This window comes from Sphingobium sp. TomMM7A (assembly GCF_055397305.1).
Window position 1 is genome coordinate 2,520,826 of the sequence record NZ_AP027311.1, and the last position, 20,094, is coordinate 2,540,919.

Genomic DNA, 20,094 nt, shown 5'->3' on the forward strand with positions numbered 1-20,094 from the left:
TATCCCGCGCGCCTCAATGCCGCATATGCCGAAGCCAAGGGAGCAAGCGTCCTTGAAGGTCCTGCACCTCGCCATCCTCTCCTTCCAGCAAGGGGATGGCATAGGTCTCAAGATCGTCCTTCAAGAGGCTCACGCTACGGCTGGGATGATGCAAATCTACCACCGCGCCATCGGGCATATGTGTGGCTAGCGCGGCCATGCCGTCGCCGACGCTGGCGTGGGGGCCGTCCACTTCATAATCCTCCGCCAGCAGCAAATCGACCATCATGCCAGCCAGCAGCGGGTCGTCCTCAACAATCAGGATGCGGCCGTTGGATCGCGCCATCACCCTTGCTCCAAGCCAAAATGGCTACGGTAGCGGTTGAAGCAGCGCTCGCCACAGCTAAGGCGCATCAGCGCGCCTTCCGCGATTGCGACGGCGCGGCGAGGGTCTTCCGCCACCAGCGGCTTGATCGCCAGCTCGTTCCAGTCGCGGCTATGTTTGACGTCCAGCACCGCATGCAGATCAAAATATCGTCGCTCCGACTGGCTGAGTCCAATTCGTCGCAAGGCGCGCGCGGTGTGCGCCGATCGGCCCGGCGCGGTCAGTTCGATCGCGCCCAACGCGCCGACGCTGTGCCAGGCATAGCAACGCTGCGTCGCCATCGCGGTCATCGCGTTAGCCAGCGCCAGGCTTTCCCAGACAGTCGTCTCGATAGTCGGCGTCAGTTCCAACGTCGTGACCAATTGCGCCAGCATGGGGCCATGCATGCCCTTTTCCTGGCCGCGCCCCATCTCGTCCCAATAGTTGCGCGCAAGTTCCAGCTTGGCGGACTCGGGGAGCTTCACCTGCGTCAGGGCGACGAGATCGTCAAAGCCAGCTTCACCGGCCGCTTCCTGCGTCAGGAACCAGCGTATTTCGTCCCGCGACGCATGGTCGGCGAGCCAGGGAAACAGCGCGTCATGCTGGCCGGGGCCAGTCCGCTCCAGCGCCTCGAACCATTGGATGAAGCCTTCGGGATCGGGCGGCACCTCTGCCGCGCGGTCGCGCACCGTTGCGCGCAGCTCTTCCATGAAGCCATGTTCCAACCGCAGCATGGCTTCATCCTGACGGAACCGGCTTTCCCAATCCTCCGGATAGGAGGGGGCAAGACGTTGCCGGTTCCAATGACTGAGGCGTTCCTGAAAACTTTGTTGAAGAAATTGCGATGCGCACTCGGGTGCGACGAAACGGGTAGCCACGGAAAATACTCTCCTGATTGTACCCCTGTTCAATTCGGGGGAGAGCGCGGCGTTCCCTTAAAAATGCCTAACAGGGATCAGTATGAGAGCGTTTACTGGGACAAAAGCGGGTCGACCGGGGTTTTGGCAGTTCACTCAACCGCCAAGCAATTGATCGATCTCGGCCGGGCGCAGCTCTATCTGCAACTGATCACATGTGCATTGGTGCGGCGCCTTGTCGGGCCGCCAGCGCAAAAAGCGCGTGCCATGGCGAAAGCGCCCGCCGGTCACCTGATCATAGATCACTTCTACAACCAGTTCCGGAGCTAGAGGCTCCCAGACGCTTTCCTCGCCCTTGTTCCAGCGGCTTGGCCCACCCGGCGCCTTGCCGGTGAAGCCGGAGCCTCCCGCAATCGGCTCAAGGTGTTGCAACAGAAGAGGACGCTCATCCGCCTTGAATCCGGAGGTGAAGCCCACATGGTTGAGCTTGCCATCCTCATCATAGAGGCCAAGCAGCAAGGATGCAGCGCCATGCCCATCAGCCGTGCGGCGGAACCCGCCGACCACGCAGTCGGCGCTGCGATAATTCTTCATCTTCATCATTGCGCGCTCGCCGGATCGATAGGGAAGGTCCAGTTGTTTGGCGATGATCCCGTCGAGTGCGCCGCCGCTGCCTTCCAGCCAGCGGTCGGCATCCTCTATCCGCTCGCTGGCAGGGGACAGGAGCAGCGTCTCGGTCCCATTCTTCGCGTGAAAGCGTTCCAGCGCCTTTCGCCGTTCGCGCAACAGTGCGTGCATGAGGTCGCTGCTGCCAAGCGCCAGACAGTCGAACAGCATTAGGTGCGCCGGGGTTTCGCGGGACAGGCGCGCTATTCTGCTCTCCGCCGGATGCAGCCGCTGCTGCAACGCATCGAAGGACAGCGCGCCGTTCAGCGGCAGGATCAACTCGCCGTCCAGCAGATAGCGGCGCTCGGTCGTTGCGAGCAGTGCATCCATGATTTCCGGAAAGAAACGCGCGAGCGACTTGCCGGATTTGGATCGGATGTCGGCCTGCGGGCCATCGCGGCCCACGACCGCGCGGAAGCCATCCCATTTGGGCTCATATTGCCATCCCGGCGGTTTGGGCAGTTCGGACACAAGCCGAGCCTCCATCGGCAGCGGCAGGGCTAATCCCTTGGGGTCCTTGGCCTGCGTCATGGCTCCGCTCCGCCCAGGTCGAGCGTGATTACGACCGGTGCATGATCGCTCGTCTTTTCCCAGGCGCGGGGCCGGGTATCGACCTCCGCGCTGACCAGCTTGGCGGCGGCAACCGGGTTCAGCAGCGCATGATCGATCCGTAGACCGGCATTGCGCTCAAAGGCGCCACGCCAATATTTCCAGAAGCTGTAGATCACCTCATCGGGATGCAGCTGCCGGATCGCGTCGCTCCATCCCTGATCGAGGAGGCGCTGGTAGGCGGCGCGAACCTCGGGCGCGAACAGGGCATCGTCGCGCCACCGGTCGGGCGCATACACGTCAAGGTCGGTCGGCATCACATTATAGTCGCCCGCGACGATCACCGGCGCGTCCACGTCGATGAGCGAGGCCATATGCGCGTGCAGCCGATCGAACCAGCGGAGCTTGAAGTCGAACTTGGGACCGGGACGGGGATTGCCGTTGGGAAGGTAGAGGCAGGCTATCAGGATCCCGTTCACCGCCGCTTCGATATAGCGGCTCTGCACATCATCCGGATCGCCGGGCAGTGCTCGCCGGGTTTCATGGATGGCGCCAACCCGGCTCAGGATAGCGACGCCATTCCACCGGCTCTGCCCGTGCCAAACGGCGTCATATCCCGCGTCCCGGATGGCGCGCTCGGGAAAATTCTCCTGCGGAGCCTTCAACTCCTGCAAGCATATAATGTCGGGCTCAGCCTGCTCCAGCCACCGCAGCAGCACCGGTAGGCGCCCGTTCACGCCATTCACATTATAGGTCGCGATCCTCATGGCTTTTCACAAGACGTTTCGCGACCCGATTGGTTCGAGGGTTTCCAAAAACTCGTCCAATCAAAAGGCCGCCCGGGTGGTTCCGGCGCGCGCCATCTCAGCGCCCTTGGCGGACAGCGAACGGAAGGTGATTGACCAGCGGGGTGCGTCCACGTCCGCGATGCTATGCTCCCATTCATGCCGGGCTTCGCCGGACAGATGATAGATGGATCGAGCGGCAACGGGGACGGACAGGCGGTCGAACCCCTTCGCCGTGCGTCTGCGAAAGCGCAATGTCGTGGGACTGCCCAATGAAATCCCGACAACATGTTCGAAGACCGGCCGGTCCCTGTGCCAGCCTATGCCCGCCCCTGGATCGTATCGGATCAACAATGCCTGCACCAGGTCGGCATCTGCCACGCCCGCAAACGGGGCAGCGCGCGCCTTGATTGGTTGAAGCCATGGCGGAATAGGGTCGCTTGGGCCGAAGCGGCCATTGTCAAAATCATAAGTCCACCCGAGCGATAGCGTTAGCCGCTTGCCGGTCCATCCTTGAAAGCGGAACGGCGACAGAGGCAGCGCGTCCATCTTCATGATGAGCATCGCTTCCTCATCGCGGGTCAGCATATCTTCGCGATAATCCAGTCCGGGAATCAGGGGCGCGTCGAACAGGCTCGGCTGGGTCATTTTCTCCGCCGGGCGAGACGTCGTCGATTGCGGCCAACGGCTTTGCGATAATGGGCAATGGAACCGCGCATCGCGGCATCGGGGCTGGTGCCCAGATCGCCGGTCATCGCCCTCCATTGCAGCACGCCTATCGCTTCGATCTTCTCCGCGATCATGAGATGCGCTTCGCGCGCTGCGGCTGGGTTGCCTGCCAGCAGCCTGGGTATCCTGAGGCCGATCACCGTCCAGGCCTCCAGCCCCAGTTGCCAGCTGTCCATGATAAGGCCGAACGGATTTATCTTCTGCATGACGGGCGCTGCACTTATTGAGCGAGGAAGCTCAGCAGATCGGCGTTCAACCGATCCGGCGCGGTTGCGAACAGGCCATGCGGTTCGCCATCATATTCGATGAGCTGCGCCCCCGGTATCGCAGCGGTCGCTGCTCGCCCGGTAGGATCGATCGGCACCGTCTTGTCGCTCGTCCCGTGGATAATCAGCGTCGGTATGGTGAACGCGCCCAGGTCAGGCCGGAAATCGGTTCGGCCAAAGGCGTGAATGCAATCGATCGTCGCCTTCGGGCTCGCCATGACCGCCAGCATGAATGTCCAGTCGAGCAAGGCGCTGCTGACAGGTTTGGAAACAAGGCCGATGCCGTAGAAGGTTTTGGAGAAGGTCTGGAGAAAAGCGAAACGGTCTTCGCGCACCTGCGCCTGCATCTGGTCCAGTGCCGATTCATCGACACCGTCGGGATTGCTGTCATCCTTCAGAAGATACGGCACGACAGAGCTGATCAGCGCTACCCGGTCCACCTTCGCCGAACCATGGCGCGACAGGTATCGCGCGATTTCGCCGCCTCCCATGGAAAATCCGACGAGGGAGACTTTGGCCGCGCCCACCCAATCAATGACGGCGGCGAGATCGTCCGCGAACACGTCATAATTATAGCCATCGGCGGGATGACCCGATTGCCCGAAACCGCGACGATCATAGGTAATCACGCGATAGCCCGAATCTAGCAGCGCAAGCGTTTGATATTCCCACATGTCGCCGGTCAGGGGCCAGCCGTGGATCAGGATCACCGGGTGGCCCGACCCCATGTCCTTCACATGGATGACATGACCTTCACGGGTTTCGATATGCATGGGAGCCACTCCTGATAGGGGAGTGAGGGCAACCGGTGGCGCGGCGCATCGTTCCCTCCGCTTCGATTTCCTCGTCTTCGTCCTGCGGGAACAAAGCCCCTTCACCCCGGTTAACAACATCGGCGGCGGGCGTCATAAACGGCCTTAAAAACAGGCCAAGGAGATGTCATGGTGACGCTCACTCCGCTGGAAATCGGTCTTGGGCTGGTCGTCCTTGTCCTGCTGGCCGGATTAGCCGTGCTGATCATGCGCAACCGGCAGCATGCCAATCTGCGATCGAAATTCGGGCCTGAATATGACCGCACTGTCGAGGAGGCAGGCAGCTCCCGCAAGGCGGAAGCAGAATTGCAGGAACGGGAAAAGCGTGTGGCCAGCTTTTCGCTGCGCCGACTTTCCCCGCAGCAAACCGACATGTTCACCGATGGCTGGATGAAGGTCCAGAACCAGTTCGTTGATGATCCTCAAGGTGCGGTGTCACGCGCTGACGTGCTGCTGACCGAAGTAATGGAGGCGCGCGGCTATCCCATCGTCGATTTCGACAGGCGTTCAGCCGACTTGTCCGTTTATCACCCGGAAGTCGTGCAGAATTATCGCTCGGCCCATGACATCGCCATACGTCACGCACGCGGAGAAGCCGATACCGAGGATCTGCGTCAGGCGATGATCCATTATCGCGCGCTCTTTGAAGAACTGGTGCATGAACCTGGCGAACCTGACGGCATGTCCCACATGACGCGGCCCAGCCGCTTTGGCGACACGGATTATGGCCGCCGGGACCTTCATTGAGGTTAAATGAAATTGGCCGCCGCACTTCCTCATGAAAGCTGCGGCAGCCTTTGTGTTCAAGCGGTGGCGGTTAGTGCCGATCGTTTCAGGTCGAACCGGTCGACGTCCATCACCTTGACCCATGCCGCGACGAAGTCATCGACGAACTTGCGCCCTGAATCGGCCGACGCATAGACTTCCGACAGCGCGCGAAGCTGTGAGTTCGATCCAAAGACCAGATCGACGCGCGTGCCCGTCCACTTCCGTTCGCCAGAGTTGCGGCAGCTGCCGACGAACACGTCGCCCTTATCGCTTTCTGCCTTCCACGCCGTGCCCATATCGAGCAGGTTGACGAAGAAGTCGTTGGTGAGCTGTCCCGGCCGATCAGTGAATACGCCATGCGTCGATCCGCCGTGATTGACGCCCAGCACCCGCAGTCCGCCGACGAGCACCGTCATCTGTGGCGCGCTGAGCCGCAACAGGTTGGCGCGGTCGATCAGCAATTCTTCCACCGGCACGCGATAGCTGACTGGCAGATAGTTGCGGAACCCGTCCACCTTCGGTTCCAGCACGGCGAAGCCATCGACATCGGTCTGCTCCTGCGACGCGTCGGTGCGGCCCGGCGTGAAGGGCACGGTCACATCATGCCCCGCATCCTTCGCCGCCTTTTCGATGCCGACAGAGCCGCCCAGCACGATGAGGTCGGCGATGCTGACCTTCTTGCCGCCGGAAGCTGCGCCATCGAACCTGGCCTTGATACCTTCCATCACACCCAGCACCCGGGCCAACTGATCGGGCTGGTTCACCTCCCAATTCTTCTGCGGCGCGAGCCGGATGCGTCCGCCATTGACGCCGCCACGCTTGTCCGATCCCCGGAAAGTGGATGCCGAAGCCCATGCCGTCTGCACCAGTTCCGATACGGTCAGCCCGGACGACGCGATCTCCTGCTTCAACGCGGCGATGTCGACTTCCTCGATCTGGGCATAGTCCGCCGCCGGGATCGGGTCCTGCCAGATCAGGTCCTCGGCAGGAACATCGCTCCCTAGGTAGCGGCTCTTGGGTCCCATGTCGCGATGGCACAGCTTGAACCAGGCGCGCGAGAAGGCATCGGCGAAAGCGTCCGGATCATTGCGGAAGCGTTCGGCGATCTTGCGATATTCGGGGTCCTCCCGGAACGCCATGTCCGCCGTGGTCATCATCGTCGGCAGCCGCCTGTCGGGGCTGTGTGCGCCGGGCGCCATGTCTTCCGGCTTCTGGTTGATGGGCTGCCACTGATGCGCGCCCGCCGGGCTCTTCACCAGCTCATAATCATAATCGAGCAGCATGTGGAAGAAGCTCATGTCCCACTGGATCGGGGTTGGCGTCCATGCGCCCTCGATGCCGCTCGTGATCGTATGATCGCCCATGCCGCTTTCATGCCCGCTCTGCCAGCCGAGCCCCTGCTGCGCGATGTCCGCGCCTTCGGGTTCAGCCCCGATCTTCGAAGCGTCGCCCGCGCCATGCGCCTTGCCGAAGGTGTGTCCGCCCGCGGTCAGCGCCAGCGTCTCTTCGTCATTCATGCCCATGCGCGCAAAGGTTTCGCGGATGTCGCGCGCGGATTGGAGCGGATCGGGATTGCCGCCCGGCCCTTCCGGATTGACGTAGATGAGGCCCATCTGGATCGCCGCGAGGGGATTTTCCAGCGCCATTTCCTTGTCGGGCTGGATGCGGGTCTGGTTGTCGGGATTGCCGACCCACTGTTCTTCCGTGCCCCAGTAGATATCCTTCTCCGGTTCCCACACATCCTCGCGCCCGCCGCCGAAGCCGAAGACGGGACCGCCCATCGACTCAATGGCGACGTTGCCGGTCAGGATCATCAGGTCCGCCCAGGACAGTTTGCGGCCATATTTCTGCTTGATCGGCCACAGCAGGCGGCGTGCCTTGTCCAGATTGGCATTGTCGGGCCAGCTGTTGAGCGGTGCGAAACGCTGCCCGCCCGAAGATGCGCCGCCGCGCCCGTCGCCCGTGCGATAGGTGCCCGCGCTGTGCCAGGCCATGCGGATGAAGAAAGGGCCATAATGCCCGTAGTCCGCGGGCCACCATGGCTGGCTGTCGGTCATCAGGGCGTGGAGGTCTTTCTTGACCGCTTCCAGGTCGAGCGATGCGAATTCCTTCGCATAGTCGAAGGACTCGCCCATCGGATTGGCGTGCGCGCCGTCTTGATGAAGGATTTCGAGCGACAATTGATTGGGCCACCAGTCGCGGTTGGTGCGCCCCAGCAATGACCGCAGCGCAGCTGGCTCCTTCATCGGGCAGCCCAGCGGGCTTTCACCAGTTTTCGCGTCCATGATTTTGGCTCCTTTGAGTACAGAGGGCAGGCTAAACCCGGCCTGCTAGCTAAGGAAGCGATTAAGATTGGTCATGGTGATCGATAAAAGCGATCACTGAAGGCTCGTCAGGACGGCTCCCAGGGCAAGGATAGACTGCTTTTTGGTTCCGCTCCATTACGCTTTGGTGTAATCTGCCGCTGTTGGCCATGAGGCGTCCCTCATGCCGAGACGATGCGCTGCGCAGGCTAACAGGCCGCCCCCGTCACCGGTCCCGACTGAGGATTGAAGGTTGAGCGTCCGTCATGGTAACTTCGCGAAGGGAGAGCGACCATGGCGATTACGCATCCAGCTGATCTGACTTCCAATCGGGACGATTATGAAATCCGCAAGATCGGCTTTGATGATCTGCGTATCTCGCTGCGACAGGGCTGGGAAGATTTTCAGGCCAAGCGCGGCGATCTGGTGTTCATTGGGTTGATCTATCCGGTTGTCGTGCTGTTCGCCATTCTGGTAGCCAGCCGCGTGTCGATCCTGCCGCTGCTGTTTCCGCTGCTCGCGGGTTCCGTCCTGTTCAGCCCTGCCTTGGCCAGCGGCTTTTATGAACTTGCCCGGCGTCGGGAACATGGACTGGATTCCCGCTGGCGCCATTTCCTGGACGTGGTCCGGGGGCCTTCGGCGCCGTCGCTGTTCGATCTCACCAGCATTACGGCCTTGCTGTTCCTGGGATGGCTGGCCGCTGCCTGGTTCATCTATAATGCGACCGTGGGCCGGTTCGGACCTGAAGTCGTCTCATCCTTAGGAGCCTTTGTGAATGCGGTGTTCGGAACCGCCGAAGGTTGGCAGATGATCATCGTCGGCAATCTTGTCGGCCTGTGTTTTGCCATCATCACGCTGGCGGTCAGCGTGGTGTCCTTCCCGATGATCATCGATAAGAAGGTCAGTTGGGGCAACGCGCTGCGGACATCGGTTCGGGTCGCGCGGGCCAGTCCCGTGACCGTAGCAGCCTGGGGGCTGATCGTGGTGGGGCTACTGATCCTGGGCGCATTGCCGGGGCTCGTCGGACTGGCCGTCGTGCTGCCGCTGCTGGGATATTCGACCTGGCATCTCTACACGCGCGCGGTCGTGCGCTGAGGTTGCGCTGACGACACCTGCTCCACTTTTCGGGAGCGGGTGTCGGACAGGTCATTGACCGGCTTGGGCGGCCGGTTTCGGCAAGGGTGGCGCTCCGCCTCCCAACGTCGCCAGATATTTGATGACAGCCGCCCGATCTTCCGGACGGCGAAGCCCTGCAAAGCTCATCTTCGTTCCCGGCACATCCCGCATTGGCGAGGCGAGGAACGCGAATAGCTGGTCGTAGGTCCAACTGCCCCCATGCGCTTTCATCGCAGGGGAATAGGCAAAGCCCGCATGGCTGGCGACCGGCCGCCCTACCACGCCCCACAGATTAGGCCCGATGCGGTTTGGTCCTCCCTGGCTAAAGTCGTGGCAACTGGCGCAAAGCTGCGTCTTCGCCTTGCCAGCATTCGCATCCGCGCTGGCGAGCAATGTGCCAAGGTCGACTGGCGCCGCCGCAGGGGTAGCGGCGGCGGCAGAGGATGGCGCGGGCGACTTGCCGCGCATATCCCGGTGATAGGCGATCAGCCGGTTGCCCTCGCCCGGGTCGCCAAGGCTGGATGGCCAGTCCCGCTGCACCGACGCCATGTCCACGCGCGGCGGCATGTCGTCGGCGGGCTTGTAGGCGAGGGAGCCTGCATTGGCATTTGGATAAAGCCGCCCGGCAAACCAATTGAAGCTCCAGAGCGCGCCCGTGGCACCCACGACGCACAGCCCCGTCACCAGCCAGCGCATCCGGTTCATGGCTTCATCCTCCCCCACCCATGAAGATCGCGCGCGTCCAATAGGCATAATCCGCCTCGATCGTCATGATCCGCACCAGCACCAGCAGCAGCAGCGGCGGCACGAGGATCGCGTAGATCAGCGACAGCCTTTCCCAGGCGAGATGCATGAAAATGGACAGGATCAGCCCGGCCTTCAGCAGCATGAACAGGATGATCAGCGTCCAGCGGACGATCCCCTGCACATGCATATAGTCCACCATGTAGGACATGGCGCTCAGCACGAAGAGATAGCCCCAGACCTTCAGGTAGAGGCTGATCGGATGATGCTGCCCTTCATGGACTATGGAGCTATCGCTGCCGGGTATCTCATGCTTCATGGACATCACCAAAGGTAGAAGAAGGCGAAGATAAAGACCCAGACGAGGTCGACGAAATGCCAGTAGAGCCCCGCGATCTCTACCGGGCTATAGTCGCCCGTCCTGTCATAATGTCCGCGCGCCACCTTGGACGCGATGATCAGCAGCAGGATGACGCCGCAGGTCACATGCAGGCCGTGGAAGCCGGTGATCATGAAGAAACTTGCGCCAAATTGCGGCGCGCCCATCGGATTGCTCCAGGGGCGCACGCCTTCCTCGAAGATCAGCTTGCTCCATTCGAACGCTTGCATCGACAGGAAAGTCAGGCCGAACAGCGCCGTCACCAGCATGAGGATAGCTGTCTTTCGCCGGTCGCGCCGGTAACCGAAATTGACCGCCATCGCCATGGTGCCGCTCGAACTGATGAGCGCGAATGTCATGATCGCGATCAAGACCAGCGGAATGTCGTGCCCGCCGATATTGAGCGCGAAGACTTCCGCTGTATTGGGCCAGGGCTCGACCGCCGACGCCCGCATTGTCATGTAACCTGTCAGGAAGCAGGAAAATATGAAGGTATCCGACAGCAGGAATATCCACATCATCGCCTTGCCCCAATGGGTGTGGCGGAAGACTTCCTGATCGGCGGACCAGTCGGCGACAATCTCCCGCAAGGCGGGAGTGATAATCTCCTTGTCTCTTCCGTCGGGCACCGTGTGAGCCATGGCGATGGACCTCATGTCGATACGAGCAGGGCGGCGATCAAAATCCAGATGAAGAGCAGGAAATGCCAGTAGACGGCGCAAAGGCGGATATGGTCGGGGTTTCGCTCCGCCAGCACCCAGGCGGCGGCTACCAAGCCTCCGACAATGTGAAGACCGTGAAGCGCCGTCAGCAGATAAAAGAAGGCGTTGGCCGGATTGGACGACAGATAATAGCCGTCGCCAAGATAGTGACGCCACAGCAGCCATTGACCGAAGAGGAATGCCAGGCCGAGCGCAGCGCCCGCGAGGGAAGCGCCTGCCGCTCGTCCAGTTACGTTGGATCGGCGCGCGATCTCCCATGCTATGCTGCTCGCGACCAATATCCCGCTATTGACCCAGAGCAGCGGCGGATCGGGCATGGCGACCCAGTCGTCCGCATGCCCCATGGCGGCGTGCAGCCCCATACGCATGAAATAGGCCGCGCCCAGTAGCGAGAACATGACCAGCGCAACGGCGAAATAGACGCGGAGCCCCACGCTCCCGGCGGACGGGCGGCTCGCGGATGGAGACGCCGGGTCACGATCGCTCGCCGGTTCCCAGCTTCTCTCCGCAAGGCGCGAGAGGATCGTCATGAGCGCGGCTCCGTCTGGGGGATGAAGTCGCGAGGCGCGCCCGGCACGCTATAATCATAGGGCCAGCGATAGACGGTGGGCAGGGCCGGTCCCCAATTGCCATGTGCTGGCGGCGTCTGCGGCGTTTGCCACTCTAGGCTCGCCGCGCCCCACGGGTTCGGGTCTGCGCGCGGTCCCCAAAAACGGCTCCAGATCATGTTGAAGAAGAATAATCCCTGCGCAGCAAAGACGATCAGTGCCGCAATGCTGATCCATTCATTGGCCAGATGCACCGACGGCGGGATGAACCCCGCTTCGCCCAACGCATAATAACGGCGCGGCACGCCCAATATGCCCAGATAATGCATCGGCAGGAAAATCGCATATACGCCAAGGAAGGTGATCCAGAAGTGGAGCTTGCCCAAGGTCTCGTTCCACATTCGCCCGAAGATCTTGGGATACCAATGATAGATCGCGCCGAAGATCACCAGCACCGGAGACACGCCCATGACCATGTGGAAATGGGCGACGACGAAGAAGGTATCGGACAGCGGGACATCCACGCTGACATTGCCCAGAAATAGCCCCGACAGCCCGCCATGGATGAAGGTGAAGATGAACGCGATCGCGAACAGCATCGGCACGCGCAGATGAATGTCGCCGCGCCACAATGTCAGTAGCCAGTTATAGACCTTGATCGCCGTCGGTATGGCAATGATCAGCGTCGATGTCGCAAAGAAGAACCCGAAATAGGGATTCATGCCGCTCACATACATATGGTGCGCCCAAACGAGAAAGCTCAGGGCGCCGATGATGACGATCGCCCACACCATCATGCGATAGCCGAAGATGTTGCGCCGGGCGTGGACGCTGATCAGGTCCGATACGATGCCGAAGGCCGGCAGGGCGACGATATAGACTTCGGGATGGCCGAAGAACCAGAAGAGATGCTGGAAGAGGAGGGGGCTTCCTCCCTCTGTCGGGGTGATTGCGCCCATCGATTGCATCGTCGGCATGAAGAAGCTGGTGCCCGCGAAATGGTCGAACAGCATCATGATCGCCGCGACGAACAGCGCCGGGAAGGCGAGCAGGCCCATGATCGACGCGGTGAAGATGCCCCATACTGATAGCGGCATTCGCATCAGCGTCATGCCCTTCGTGCGCGCTTGCAGCACCGTCGTCACATAATTCAGCCCGCCCATGGTGAAAGCGGCCACGAAGATGGCGAGGCTCACCAGCATGGTGGCGATGCCCCATTGATGACCGGGTGTTCCCTCGCTGATCGCCTGCGGGGGATAGAGCGTCCAGCCCGCGCCCGTGGGTCCGCCCGGAACGAAAAAGCCCGATACGAGCACGATGACCGACAGCAAATAGAGCCAGTAGCTCAGCATATTGACGAACGGGAACACCATGTCCCGCGCGCCGATCATCAACGGGATGAGGTAATTGCCAAAGCCCCCGAGCAGCAGCGCCGTCAGCAGATAGACGACCATGATCATGCCATGCATCGACACGAACTGGAGGTAATTGTCGGGCTGGATCGCGGGGAAGGCGCCGGGAAAGCCGAGTTGCAGCCGCATAAGCGCGGACAGCACCAGTGCCACCAGCCCGATCGCGATGGCGGTCAGGCTATATTGGATGGCAATGACCTTATGATCCTGGCTCCAGACATATCTGGTGACCCAACTGTGGGGATGATGCAGCGGCCGCAGGTCGTCAGCCAGGGTGGTAGCCATCAACTCTTGCTCCAGGACGCGGGGACGCTGCAGGCATTGGCCTTGATCAGCAGGATGGACATGGCGGCAGGTGGCGTTTCGGCCAGGATTTGTCCAAAGCTCGTCTGCTGCGCTTGCCAGGCGGCGAAAGCCTTGGGCGACTCCACCACCACGCGCCCGCGCATTTCATGGTGGCCCGTGCCGCACAGTTCGGCGCAGAGGATGTCGAACGTGCCCACCTTGGTCGGGGTCATCCAGAAATAGGTGACGATGCCGGGCACGAGATCCATCTTTGCCCGGAACTCCGGCACATAGAAGTCGTGCAGCACATCCTTGGACCGCAGCACCATCTTGACCGGCTTGCCCAGCGGCAGATGCAGGTCACCCGCCTCTATGAGCACATCATCGCGTCCGAACGGGTCCAAGGGATCGAGGCCGAGCGCGTTGTCAGGCGTCACATATTTGACCGCCGCTGCGCCTAGCACGCCATCGGGTCCGGGATAGCGGAAGGACCACTGCCATTGCTGCCCCACCGCCTCAATGACAGTGGCGTCCTGCGGCACGGAAACATATCGGCCCCATGCGGCCAGACCCGGAGCCAGCATCCCCGCGATGCCGATCGCCGTCCAGAGCGTCAGCCTTTTCTCCAATGAGGCGTTTTCCGGCTCATAATGCGCCTTGTGTCCGGTGCGATGTCGGTAGCGGACCAGCACCCAGGCCAGGAACAGGTTGAGAAGGATGAAAGCGGCCGCGCAGATCCAGAGCGTTACGTCCAGCGCGGAATCAATGGAGCCCCAATTGGAAGCGATCGGCGTCCGCCACCATGGGCTGAACAGGTGAAATGCGACCGAACCAAACACCAGCAGGGCGATGGCGATCGCAATCGGCACAGGCTCTCTCCCATTGATGCAGGCGCGCCTCACAGCCATTGACCCGGCTTTAATTGAGTCGCCCCGGAAATAACCGCATTGGTAATCTATAGAAAAATCGCACCGGGTGGAAGTGGTTAGCCGCGATACCGCTTCCCGGGATTTAAGACTGCCGCGCGCGGGTGCGCGGAAGGGGGAAGGGCTGCGCCTCTTGCGTCACGCGATGCCCGAAGGGGTTAATCATTATGCCTGCGCTCTGCGACCGAAGATTGTTTGATCGGACCTGGCAAAAGCGGGAGGTTCGGCGGCCAATGAGGTCAGAATGCCGCTGTGGAGGATCTATTCATGCTATCGCAATCGGGAACGCTGAACGCGCCCCTGCTCGAGGCAATGTCTGACCGGCCGATGGAGGGGGGCTCCCGGCCCTCCAGCCTGTCGGCCCGCCAGGTCATCAAGATCATCCGGCGGCACGAACTGTTGCTCGGCGCCATCGTGTTCCTCGCGGTCCTTATCGTGCTGGTGGTTCAGTTGACCGCGACGCCCATCTATCAGGCGACGGCGACGGTGCAGGTCGAACTGAATGACGACAGCGGATCGCCCGACATGGCCGCGCGCAACCAGCAGCGCGTCGCCAACGAAGCGGGCATCTACCGGTCCCGTTCCCTTGCCGAACGCGTGGTGCAGGATTTGAAGCTCGCGTCCGATCCGCGCTTCGTCGAAGCGCCGCTTCCCGCTAACGCCGTCGTCGACAACCGCCGCCTGTCCCGCCTCGCGGGCAGGCTGATATCCAGCACATCGATTTCAAGCTCCAAGGATTCCGACTTCATCGACATCACCGTGCGATCCGAGTCGGCCGACCTGGCGTCGGAAATCGCCAATCAATATCCCGCCAGCCTTGCCGCCTACCGCTCCGTCATGCGCGACGACCGGCAGGGCAAGATCGTCAGCCAGCTGGATGACGAGCGGGCGCGGCTTGCGATCGAGGCGCATCAAGCCGAAAAGGCGGTCGCCGACTTCCGGCGCCAGCATCAGATGCTCACCGGCGCCGGCGGGTCGGAAGATTATCAACAGATCAACCGGATCGCCACCGAAGCCGCCTCCGCCGCCGCCATGCGCGCTGCACAAAGCGCGCGGGCAGCTGGCATCGCGAGCGCCGTGAGCAACATCACGACGGCGGGCGCGACGTCCCCGCTGCTCGACCAGCAAAGGCGGCAACTGGACGATCTGACCCGCACGCGCAGCGAACTCGCCATGATGTATGGGTCCGAACATCCCAAGATGCGTGGAGTAGAAGCGCAGATCGCGGAAACCACCGGCAGCATGCAGCAGGAACAGGCGAGGGTCATCGCCGCTGCCACGACCCAGGCCCAGAACGCGGCCGCCCGTGAAGCGGGCATCGCAAGGAGCGAGGCGGCCTCTGCCGCATCGCGCGCAGGCCAGTTGGAAGGAACGCTGCGTTCGATCACTGGCAAGGCATTCGCGAACACCGCCGCGACGGTCGAGTTGAACTCGCTCGAACGCAATGCGGAAGCCGCGCGCAGTGCTTTCACCGCCATGAGCACGCGTGCGCAGCAGGTGAAAGCCAGCCTCGCGGCATCGGGCATCCATTCGCGCCTGATGTCGCCTGCCGCCGTCCCGCAGGACCCGATTTCGCCCCGGCCCAAGTCCGCGACCTTCGCCGCGTTCGTCGGATCGCTGATCCTGGGGCTGCTGGTGGTGTTCGGCATCGAGCTGACGGACAACCGCCTCTGGAATGCCGAGCAGATATATCATCAGTTCGGCCTGCGCACCTTTGCCCTGCTGCCCGAGTTGGATGGCGACGCCCTGAGGTCGGCAAAGGCGAACCCGGTGCTTCAAGACCCCCAGTCGCTCTTTGCCGAGGTGGCCCGTGGGTTGGGAAGCGAGGTCGCCGAACTGGCCCAGCCGGGAAGGGCGCAGACCGTGCTGATCACCTCGCCCATTACCGGAGACGGCAAATCGACCGTCACGCTCACCCTGCTGGCTGCGGCCGTCGCCATGGGCCGCCGCGCGATCGTGATCGACCTCGATCTGCGCCGTCCCAGTGACGTTCTGCGTCCCACCGATGATGCGGGGGGGAAGCCGGACCTCATCGATTTTCTCAGCGGTGCGGTCGATGCGCGCCATATGCTTCCAACGCTCGCCCTGACGCAAAGGCCAGACGCAGAGCAGCCGTCCGAAATCACTACCTATGAACCCGTTGTCCTCAGCGCGCGTGAACCTGCGCGCAATCCGGCCGCGATCATGCGGCTGGGGAAGGTCAACGACCTGTTGGACCATCTGCGCGAACATTATGATCTCCTGATCATCAATGCGCCGCCCACCCTTGCCACGCGGGATTCGCGCATGCTGATGGATGCGGCCGATCAGACGCTGCTGGTGGTGCGGTGGGGTCGCACCACGATCGAACAGGTGCGCGCGGCGTTGCAGGTGCTGCAAAAGCCGGTGGACGGTGTCGTCATCAATCGCGTCGATTATGCGGAACACGCCCGTCGCGGCTATGGCGATCCGGTCCAGTTCTACATGGATTCAGCGGAATATTTCAGCGGCGAAATGCCGACCCCTCGCCGCTGGTATGAGCGGATGGCCCCATCGCGCTGGCGCGACCGCGCGGACCATATGGCATGACGGCCTGAAGGCTGCGCGATCCCTTCGTGCAGCCTTTCGCGGACTGGCCTGTCGTTGCGCGCGCCAGGGCAGGCGCTCTCCCCAGAGCAGAGTGCCAAGTTGCGGGCTCATCAGAAGCTGTCGGCGGGAAGAGGGCTGAAGCGCCTTTCTTCCGAAACGAACCTCATGCAATCTCATGCGCGAGATTGCAGCGCCGATCATTTGGGCCATGAACGCCGCTGACGAACGATGGACTTAACAGCCAGGCGCGCAGAGATGTCCCGCAAAATCGCAATCGCCGCTGATGCCATGGCGCCCGCATATCCTGCCCAAATCGACACGCCCACTTAACCCCTCTGTCCGGCCTCTCGAAGGCCCCAGACGGAAGAAGGGTGATGATCCGGAAGATGTGTCAATGGTGCCCAGGAGAGCGAGTATGGGCAACGGTCACTGAAAACCGGGCAGGGCCTTCAGCTTTCCAGCGGGGGAAGATGACCGCGCATGCCTCTGCGTTGTGAAGGCGAAGGCAAGAAGCGAGGGCTGATCACGCCCGGCCCGATCAATGCGGGACTGACGGCGAGGAAAACGAACAGGAACCAGCATCGCCCATAGACGTGCGGCATGCCCATCACCGCGTTGGCAAAGGTTACGAGCGTCGTGACGATCGTCAGCAGCACGAGCTTTCCATATCGCGCTCGATAGCCGACGATGCCCGCCAATATCGGAACGGTCATCAGCACCAGATAGCCGAGCAACGACAGGCCGCCACCCTCGTTCAACAGCAGCAAATAAAGATTATGGACAGGAAGACCATAGCGGCTTTCCTGCCGATACTGATCCGCGCCAAGGCCGATGATGAGATTCTTATCGGCCATCTCCAGCGCTTCCCTGTTCAGTTCCTGCCGGGACTCGAACGTCCCCGCGGTCGAAAGATCGCCAGAGTTCAGGGCGGAAAGAACCCTGGTCTGGAATGTCGCGGGAAGATAATTCTGCCCGAATGCGAGCACAGTCGCGCCCAGCGACGCGACGATGATCAGGGTCTTGAAATTCCGTCTGCCGCCGAAGAAAATCAGGGCGGCGGCGATCATGCTGTAAAGTCCGGTATTGGAACTGGTCAGGATCACGCCCGTGATGAGAATGGCGAGGCAGGGCAGCGCAATCATCGGCCGCATCTGTTTGGACAGGAGCATCAGCCAGACGAGCGTCATCGCCATGACCGTCAGCACGCCCATGCCATTGGGATTGCCGGCAAAGCCCTGTAGCCGCTTGTTGCCGGTGACCAGGGCCATCTGTTCCCTGTCGATGCTGTAATAACCGGCCGAGTAGACCATGGCGCCGAGCGCGCACATGACCACCATGCCCCAGATTCCGCATTTGATGAGGCGGACGACTTCCTCTTCCGACCGGCGCAGCAGGACGAGCGGCACGAGCAGATAGGCGAAGGAATATTGGGTAACCAACACTAGGCACCTGACCACATCGCCCTTGAAAACGCTGCCTATGAAAAGGCCGCCGCTAAGCATCAGCAGTCCCAGCACCCAGAGCCAGGTCAGACTGGCAAAGGGCGACGCCACCCTCCCTGTCGACACACGCAGGAAGAAGGCGCCTGCGAACATCACGTCGCTTAGGGTTATGTAAAGGCTGGGATGGCGGAAGGCGTTGTAAGGCGCGAAAAACACCGCGCCTTGCAGCAGGACGAATTCCCATCTGTGGAGTTCGTCCGTCCAGAATTGCGTTCGTTCCTGGGCGGGGCTGGCACGACGGCCGCCGGGCAATGGATAATGGCTTGCCTGATACTGACTGGTTTGCACGCCTGGCGCTCCGGCTATTTTTCTGCCTTGTTCCGCGACTAGGATGCAAATCTGGCCGGACTTAGTCCATTGCACATAATGCCTGCCCGGCGTTCAAAAGGGCAGGGGACGATATCCGATTGGGTAGGGGGTCGGGCAATGAAAACGGATGGTTAGCGCGGCTCAATGCTACCTCTGTTCTTCAGCGATTTTCACACGCTTGCCGAATAACCAGTCGTCTCGCGCGTCGCGCCTTTCGGCGGGAAAGCGGCAGGGCTGGCCTTGGGCGGAGAGGGCCTGGCGCTGTCAGCTGCCAGACCATGCAGTCCCTGTCCTGCTGCCCATATGGCTGCCTGGGTACGATTGGACACCCGCAGTTTGCGCAGGACCGCTTTCACATGAACCTTGACTGTGGCTTCGCTGATCGAAAGCTCGCGGGAGATGACTTTGTTGGGCAGCCCTGCGATAAGGCGCCGCAATATCTCCATTTCCCGTGCCGACAGATTGGCGCAGTCGATAGATACCGCGTTGGGCGTTTCCTCGCAGACGGCGGATTGATCGATCAATTTCTGGGCCAGTTGCGAAGGAAAGATCTTTTCCCCCAACGCGATCAGGTCGAGATACCCTCCCAATCGTTCGCAAGACAGGTCATTGATCAGATAGCCTTCGGCTCCGGATCGAAAGGCATCCAGCATCGCGTCGAAATCGAACTTGTTGGCGAGTATCGCGATCCGCGCGCTTGGATAATATTCGCGCGCTTGGGCAAGCGCCGCGCCGTTCCATTCCATGTCCTGATCTTCGATCAGCAGCAAAAGGCAGTCGGAATCGGCGACGTGGGCGGGGCAAGGCTCGTCCAGTCTGGCCCCGGTATAGAGGATCTGACGCTGTTGTGACGAAAGAAGCCGCCGGAGACCCTCTCTGACGATGGAGCTTCCGCCCACAAGCACAACATCTGAATCCATTGCCATCGTCCGCCTCCCTCAACATCACAGAAAGACTGTGATGGATTGAATGCAAAAGCACTTGCTGAAGGCGACCCCTGTCTTATCGGGTCGGAGAGTATCACAAATGCAGCGTTGAACAATAGGCGTAACATTTTGGAAAAATTTAACTTACGTGAAGATCGTGCGTTGGCGCGATTTCGCTAACCACTTGTCTATTCATGAATTTATCTGAACCATCCCAAATAGCAAGGAAGCGCTGTCCTTTAGGGTGGCCTGATGACATGTGCTGAACAGCATGTGCGATTCGCGCGTAACCTATTGTGGAAATGATCTTCTGGCAGCGGCTTGGATTTAGCCCGTCAGTCGATGTCGTGGGCGAGTACGACCCGGCGCACATGTCAATTAGCCAAAAGACTTAATCCAGCTTCCTCCCGCAAATCATTCGGGGCGCATGCCTGCGGATATTCTGCTCGTTCGGCCAACGCCCGCGCCGATTCCTGCCACAAGGGATGATACCTGTCTGGTTCATTGCGACCCGGGGCCAAGTCGTTACCGTTTTACTCGTGATCTGGACGATCGCGCTCCGCATGCTGCGATAGGCCC

At 61.3% G+C, this 20,094-nt stretch carries 19 protein-coding genes; 3 read left to right on the forward strand and 16 right to left on the reverse strand.

The features are described from left to right. Nucleotides 1-13: 13 nt before the first annotated feature. From ACZ5ZH_RS12565 to ACZ5ZH_RS12595, 7 genes are all read right to left on the reverse strand, one after another. Nucleotides 14-325: a response regulator gene (locus ACZ5ZH_RS12565; RefSeq protein ID WP_464771713.1), complete on the reverse strand. Its 312-nt coding sequence runs from the start codon at nucleotides 323-325 to the stop codon at nucleotides 14-16. Beyond that, nucleotides 325-1,221 carry an iron-containing redox enzyme family protein gene (locus ACZ5ZH_RS12570; protein WP_464771714.1) on the reverse strand — a complete coding sequence of 299 codons (897 nt, stop codon included), beginning with the start codon at nucleotides 1,219-1,221 and terminating at the stop codon, nucleotides 325-327. The genes ACZ5ZH_RS12565 and ACZ5ZH_RS12570 overlap by 1 nt, the downstream gene beginning before the upstream one ends. A 135-nt stretch (nucleotides 1,222-1,356) precedes the next feature. Then, complete coding sequence (locus tag ACZ5ZH_RS12575; RefSeq protein ID WP_464771715.1) at nucleotides 1,357-2,397, reverse strand: ATP-dependent DNA ligase; 1,041 nt, start codon at nucleotides 2,395-2,397, stop codon at nucleotides 1,357-1,359. Further along, nucleotides 2,394-3,182, reverse strand: coding sequence for an exodeoxyribonuclease III (xth, locus tag ACZ5ZH_RS12580; protein WP_464771716.1), 789 nt, complete (start codon nucleotides 3,180-3,182; stop codon nucleotides 2,394-2,396). The genes ACZ5ZH_RS12575 and xth overlap by 4 nt, the downstream gene beginning before the upstream one ends. Before the next feature lie 60 nt (nucleotides 3,183-3,242). Beyond that, nucleotides 3,243-3,848 (reverse strand): alpha-ketoglutarate-dependent dioxygenase AlkB, encoded by a 606-nt coding sequence (locus ACZ5ZH_RS12585; protein ID WP_464771717.1) that lies wholly within the window; start codon nucleotides 3,846-3,848, stop codon nucleotides 3,243-3,245. Then, nucleotides 3,845-4,135: a hypothetical protein gene (locus tag ACZ5ZH_RS12590; RefSeq protein WP_464771718.1), complete on the reverse strand. Its 291-nt coding sequence runs from the start codon at nucleotides 4,133-4,135 to the stop codon at nucleotides 3,845-3,847. The genes ACZ5ZH_RS12585 and ACZ5ZH_RS12590 overlap by 4 nt, the downstream gene beginning before the upstream one ends. Before the next feature lie 14 nt (nucleotides 4,136-4,149). Next, nucleotides 4,150-4,968, reverse strand: a complete 819-nt coding sequence (locus ACZ5ZH_RS12595) for an alpha/beta fold hydrolase (RefSeq protein WP_464771719.1) — start codon at nucleotides 4,966-4,968, stop codon at nucleotides 4,150-4,152. Between the two features lie 168 nt (nucleotides 4,969-5,136). Between ACZ5ZH_RS12595 and ACZ5ZH_RS12600 the strand changes: the two genes are divergently transcribed. After that, a complete protein-coding gene (locus ACZ5ZH_RS12600; RefSeq protein ID WP_464771720.1) occupies nucleotides 5,137-5,754 on the forward strand; it encodes a hypothetical protein in 618 nt (205 codons plus the stop codon). Between the two features lie 56 nt (nucleotides 5,755-5,810). Here the strand turns inward: ACZ5ZH_RS12600 and katG are convergent, their stop codons facing one another. Beyond that, nucleotides 5,811-8,060 (reverse strand): catalase/peroxidase HPI, encoded by a 2,250-nt coding sequence (gene katG, locus ACZ5ZH_RS12605; protein ID WP_464771721.1) that lies wholly within the window; start codon nucleotides 8,058-8,060, stop codon nucleotides 5,811-5,813. Nucleotides 8,061-8,372: 312 nt separating this feature from the next. Here katG and ACZ5ZH_RS12610 point away from each other — a divergent pair, with 312 nt between their 5' ends. Then, the gene (locus tag ACZ5ZH_RS12610; protein WP_464771722.1) at nucleotides 8,373-9,173 is read left to right on the forward strand and encodes a DUF2189 domain-containing protein; all 801 of its coding nucleotides are present in this window, start codon (nucleotides 8,373-8,375) and stop codon (nucleotides 9,171-9,173) included. Nucleotides 9,174-9,224: 51 nt separating this feature from the next. Here the strand turns inward: ACZ5ZH_RS12610 and ACZ5ZH_RS12615 are convergent, their stop codons facing one another. The 6 genes from ACZ5ZH_RS12615 to ACZ5ZH_RS12640 are packed head-to-tail and all read right to left on the reverse strand — an operon-like array spanning nucleotide 9,225 to nucleotide 14,153. Then, the gene (locus tag ACZ5ZH_RS12615) at nucleotides 9,225-9,899 is read right to left on the reverse strand and encodes a c-type cytochrome (protein ID WP_464771723.1); all 675 of its coding nucleotides are present in this window, start codon (nucleotides 9,897-9,899) and stop codon (nucleotides 9,225-9,227) included. A 4-nt stretch (nucleotides 9,900-9,903) separates the two neighbouring features. Continuing rightward, complete coding sequence (locus ACZ5ZH_RS12620; RefSeq protein WP_449470896.1) at nucleotides 9,904-10,257, reverse strand: cytochrome C oxidase subunit IV family protein; 354 nt, start codon at nucleotides 10,255-10,257, stop codon at nucleotides 9,904-9,906. Between the two features lie 5 nt (nucleotides 10,258-10,262). Next, nucleotides 10,263-10,958, reverse strand: a complete 696-nt coding sequence (locus tag ACZ5ZH_RS12625; protein ID WP_449470898.1) for a heme-copper oxidase subunit III family protein — start codon at nucleotides 10,956-10,958, stop codon at nucleotides 10,263-10,265. An 11-nt stretch (nucleotides 10,959-10,969) separates the two neighbouring features. Then, nucleotides 10,970-11,569 carry a cytochrome c oxidase subunit 3 family protein gene (locus tag ACZ5ZH_RS12630; protein WP_464771724.1) on the reverse strand — a complete coding sequence of 200 codons (600 nt, stop codon included), beginning with the start codon at nucleotides 11,567-11,569 and terminating at the stop codon, nucleotides 10,970-10,972. Further along, on the reverse strand, nucleotides 11,566-13,284 hold the full coding sequence (locus ACZ5ZH_RS12635) for a cytochrome c oxidase subunit I (RefSeq protein WP_464771725.1): 1,719 nt from the start codon (nucleotides 13,282-13,284) through the stop codon (nucleotides 11,566-11,568). Before ACZ5ZH_RS12635 ends, ACZ5ZH_RS12630 begins: the two co-directional genes overlap by 4 nt. Next, nucleotides 13,284-14,153 (reverse strand): cytochrome c oxidase subunit II, encoded by an 870-nt coding sequence (locus ACZ5ZH_RS12640; RefSeq protein ID WP_464771726.1) that lies wholly within the window; start codon nucleotides 14,151-14,153, stop codon nucleotides 13,284-13,286. Before ACZ5ZH_RS12640 ends, ACZ5ZH_RS12635 begins: the two co-directional genes overlap by 1 nt. A gap of 324 nt (nucleotides 14,154-14,477) precedes the next feature. Here ACZ5ZH_RS12640 and ACZ5ZH_RS12645 point away from each other — a divergent pair, with 324 nt between their 5' ends. After that, on the forward strand, nucleotides 14,478-16,778 hold the full coding sequence (locus ACZ5ZH_RS12645; protein WP_464771727.1) for a GumC family protein: 2,301 nt from the start codon (nucleotides 14,478-14,480) through the stop codon (nucleotides 16,776-16,778). A 449-nt stretch (nucleotides 16,779-17,227) separates the two neighbouring features. Here the strand turns inward: ACZ5ZH_RS12645 and ACZ5ZH_RS12650 are convergent, their stop codons facing one another. Then, on the reverse strand, nucleotides 17,228-18,568 hold the full coding sequence (locus ACZ5ZH_RS12650; RefSeq protein WP_464771728.1) for an O-antigen ligase family protein: 1,341 nt from the start codon (nucleotides 18,566-18,568) through the stop codon (nucleotides 17,228-17,230). A 191-nt stretch (nucleotides 18,569-18,759) separates the two neighbouring features. After that, nucleotides 18,760-19,515 carry a LuxR C-terminal-related transcriptional regulator gene (locus tag ACZ5ZH_RS12655; RefSeq protein WP_464771729.1) on the reverse strand — a complete coding sequence of 252 codons (756 nt, stop codon included), beginning with the start codon at nucleotides 19,513-19,515 and terminating at the stop codon, nucleotides 18,760-18,762. Between the last annotated feature and the right edge of the window lie 579 nt (nucleotides 19,516-20,094).

What these genes read in the sequence shown, in the direction of transcription:
- ACZ5ZH_RS12565 (WP_464771713.1), bottom strand. Translation starts at nt 325, where the DNA reads ATGGCGCGATCCAACGGCCGCATCCTGATTGTTGAGGACGACCCGCTG.
- ACZ5ZH_RS12575 (WP_464771715.1), bottom strand. Translation starts at nt 2,397, where the DNA reads ATGACGCAGGCCAAGGACCCCAAGGGATTAGCCCTGCCGCTGCCGATG.
- xth (WP_464771716.1), bottom strand. Translation starts at nt 3,182, where the DNA reads ATGAGGATCGCGACCTATAATGTGAATGGCGTGAACGGGCGCCTACCG.
- ACZ5ZH_RS12585 (WP_464771717.1), bottom strand. Translation starts at nt 3,848, where the DNA reads ATGACCCAGCCGAGCCTGTTCGACGCGCCCCTGATTCCCGGACTGGAT.
- ACZ5ZH_RS12590 (WP_464771718.1), bottom strand. Translation starts at nt 4,135, where the DNA reads ATGCAGAAGATAAATCCGTTCGGCCTTATCATGGACAGCTGGCAACTG.
- ACZ5ZH_RS12595 (WP_464771719.1), bottom strand. Translation starts at nt 4,968, where the DNA reads ATGCATATCGAAACCCGTGAAGGTCATGTCATCCATGTGAAGGACATG.
- ACZ5ZH_RS12600 (WP_464771720.1), top strand. Translation starts at nt 5,137, where the DNA reads ATGGTGACGCTCACTCCGCTGGAAATCGGTCTTGGGCTGGTCGTCCTT.
- katG (WP_464771721.1), bottom strand. Translation starts at nt 8,060, where the DNA reads ATGGACGCGAAAACTGGTGAAAGCCCGCTGGGCTGCCCGATGAAGGAG.
- ACZ5ZH_RS12610 (WP_464771722.1), top strand. Translation starts at nt 8,373, where the DNA reads ATGGCGATTACGCATCCAGCTGATCTGACTTCCAATCGGGACGATTAT.
- ACZ5ZH_RS12615 (WP_464771723.1), bottom strand. Translation starts at nt 9,899, where the DNA reads ATGAACCGGATGCGCTGGCTGGTGACGGGGCTGTGCGTCGTGGGTGCC.
- ACZ5ZH_RS12620 (WP_449470896.1), bottom strand. Translation starts at nt 10,257, where the DNA reads ATGAAGCATGAGATACCCGGCAGCGATAGCTCCATAGTCCATGAAGGG.
- ACZ5ZH_RS12625 (WP_449470898.1), bottom strand. Translation starts at nt 10,958, where the DNA reads ATGGCTCACACGGTGCCCGACGGAAGAGACAAGGAGATTATCACTCCC.
- ACZ5ZH_RS12630 (WP_464771724.1), bottom strand. Translation starts at nt 11,569, where the DNA reads ATGACGATCCTCTCGCGCCTTGCGGAGAGAAGCTGGGAACCGGCGAGC.
- ACZ5ZH_RS12635 (WP_464771725.1), bottom strand. Translation starts at nt 13,284, where the DNA reads ATGGCTACCACCCTGGCTGACGACCTGCGGCCGCTGCATCATCCCCAC.
- ACZ5ZH_RS12645 (WP_464771727.1), top strand. Translation starts at nt 14,478, where the DNA reads ATGCTATCGCAATCGGGAACGCTGAACGCGCCCCTGCTCGAGGCAATG.
- ACZ5ZH_RS12655 (WP_464771729.1), bottom strand. Translation starts at nt 19,515, where the DNA reads ATGGCAATGGATTCAGATGTTGTGCTTGTGGGCGGAAGCTCCATCGTC.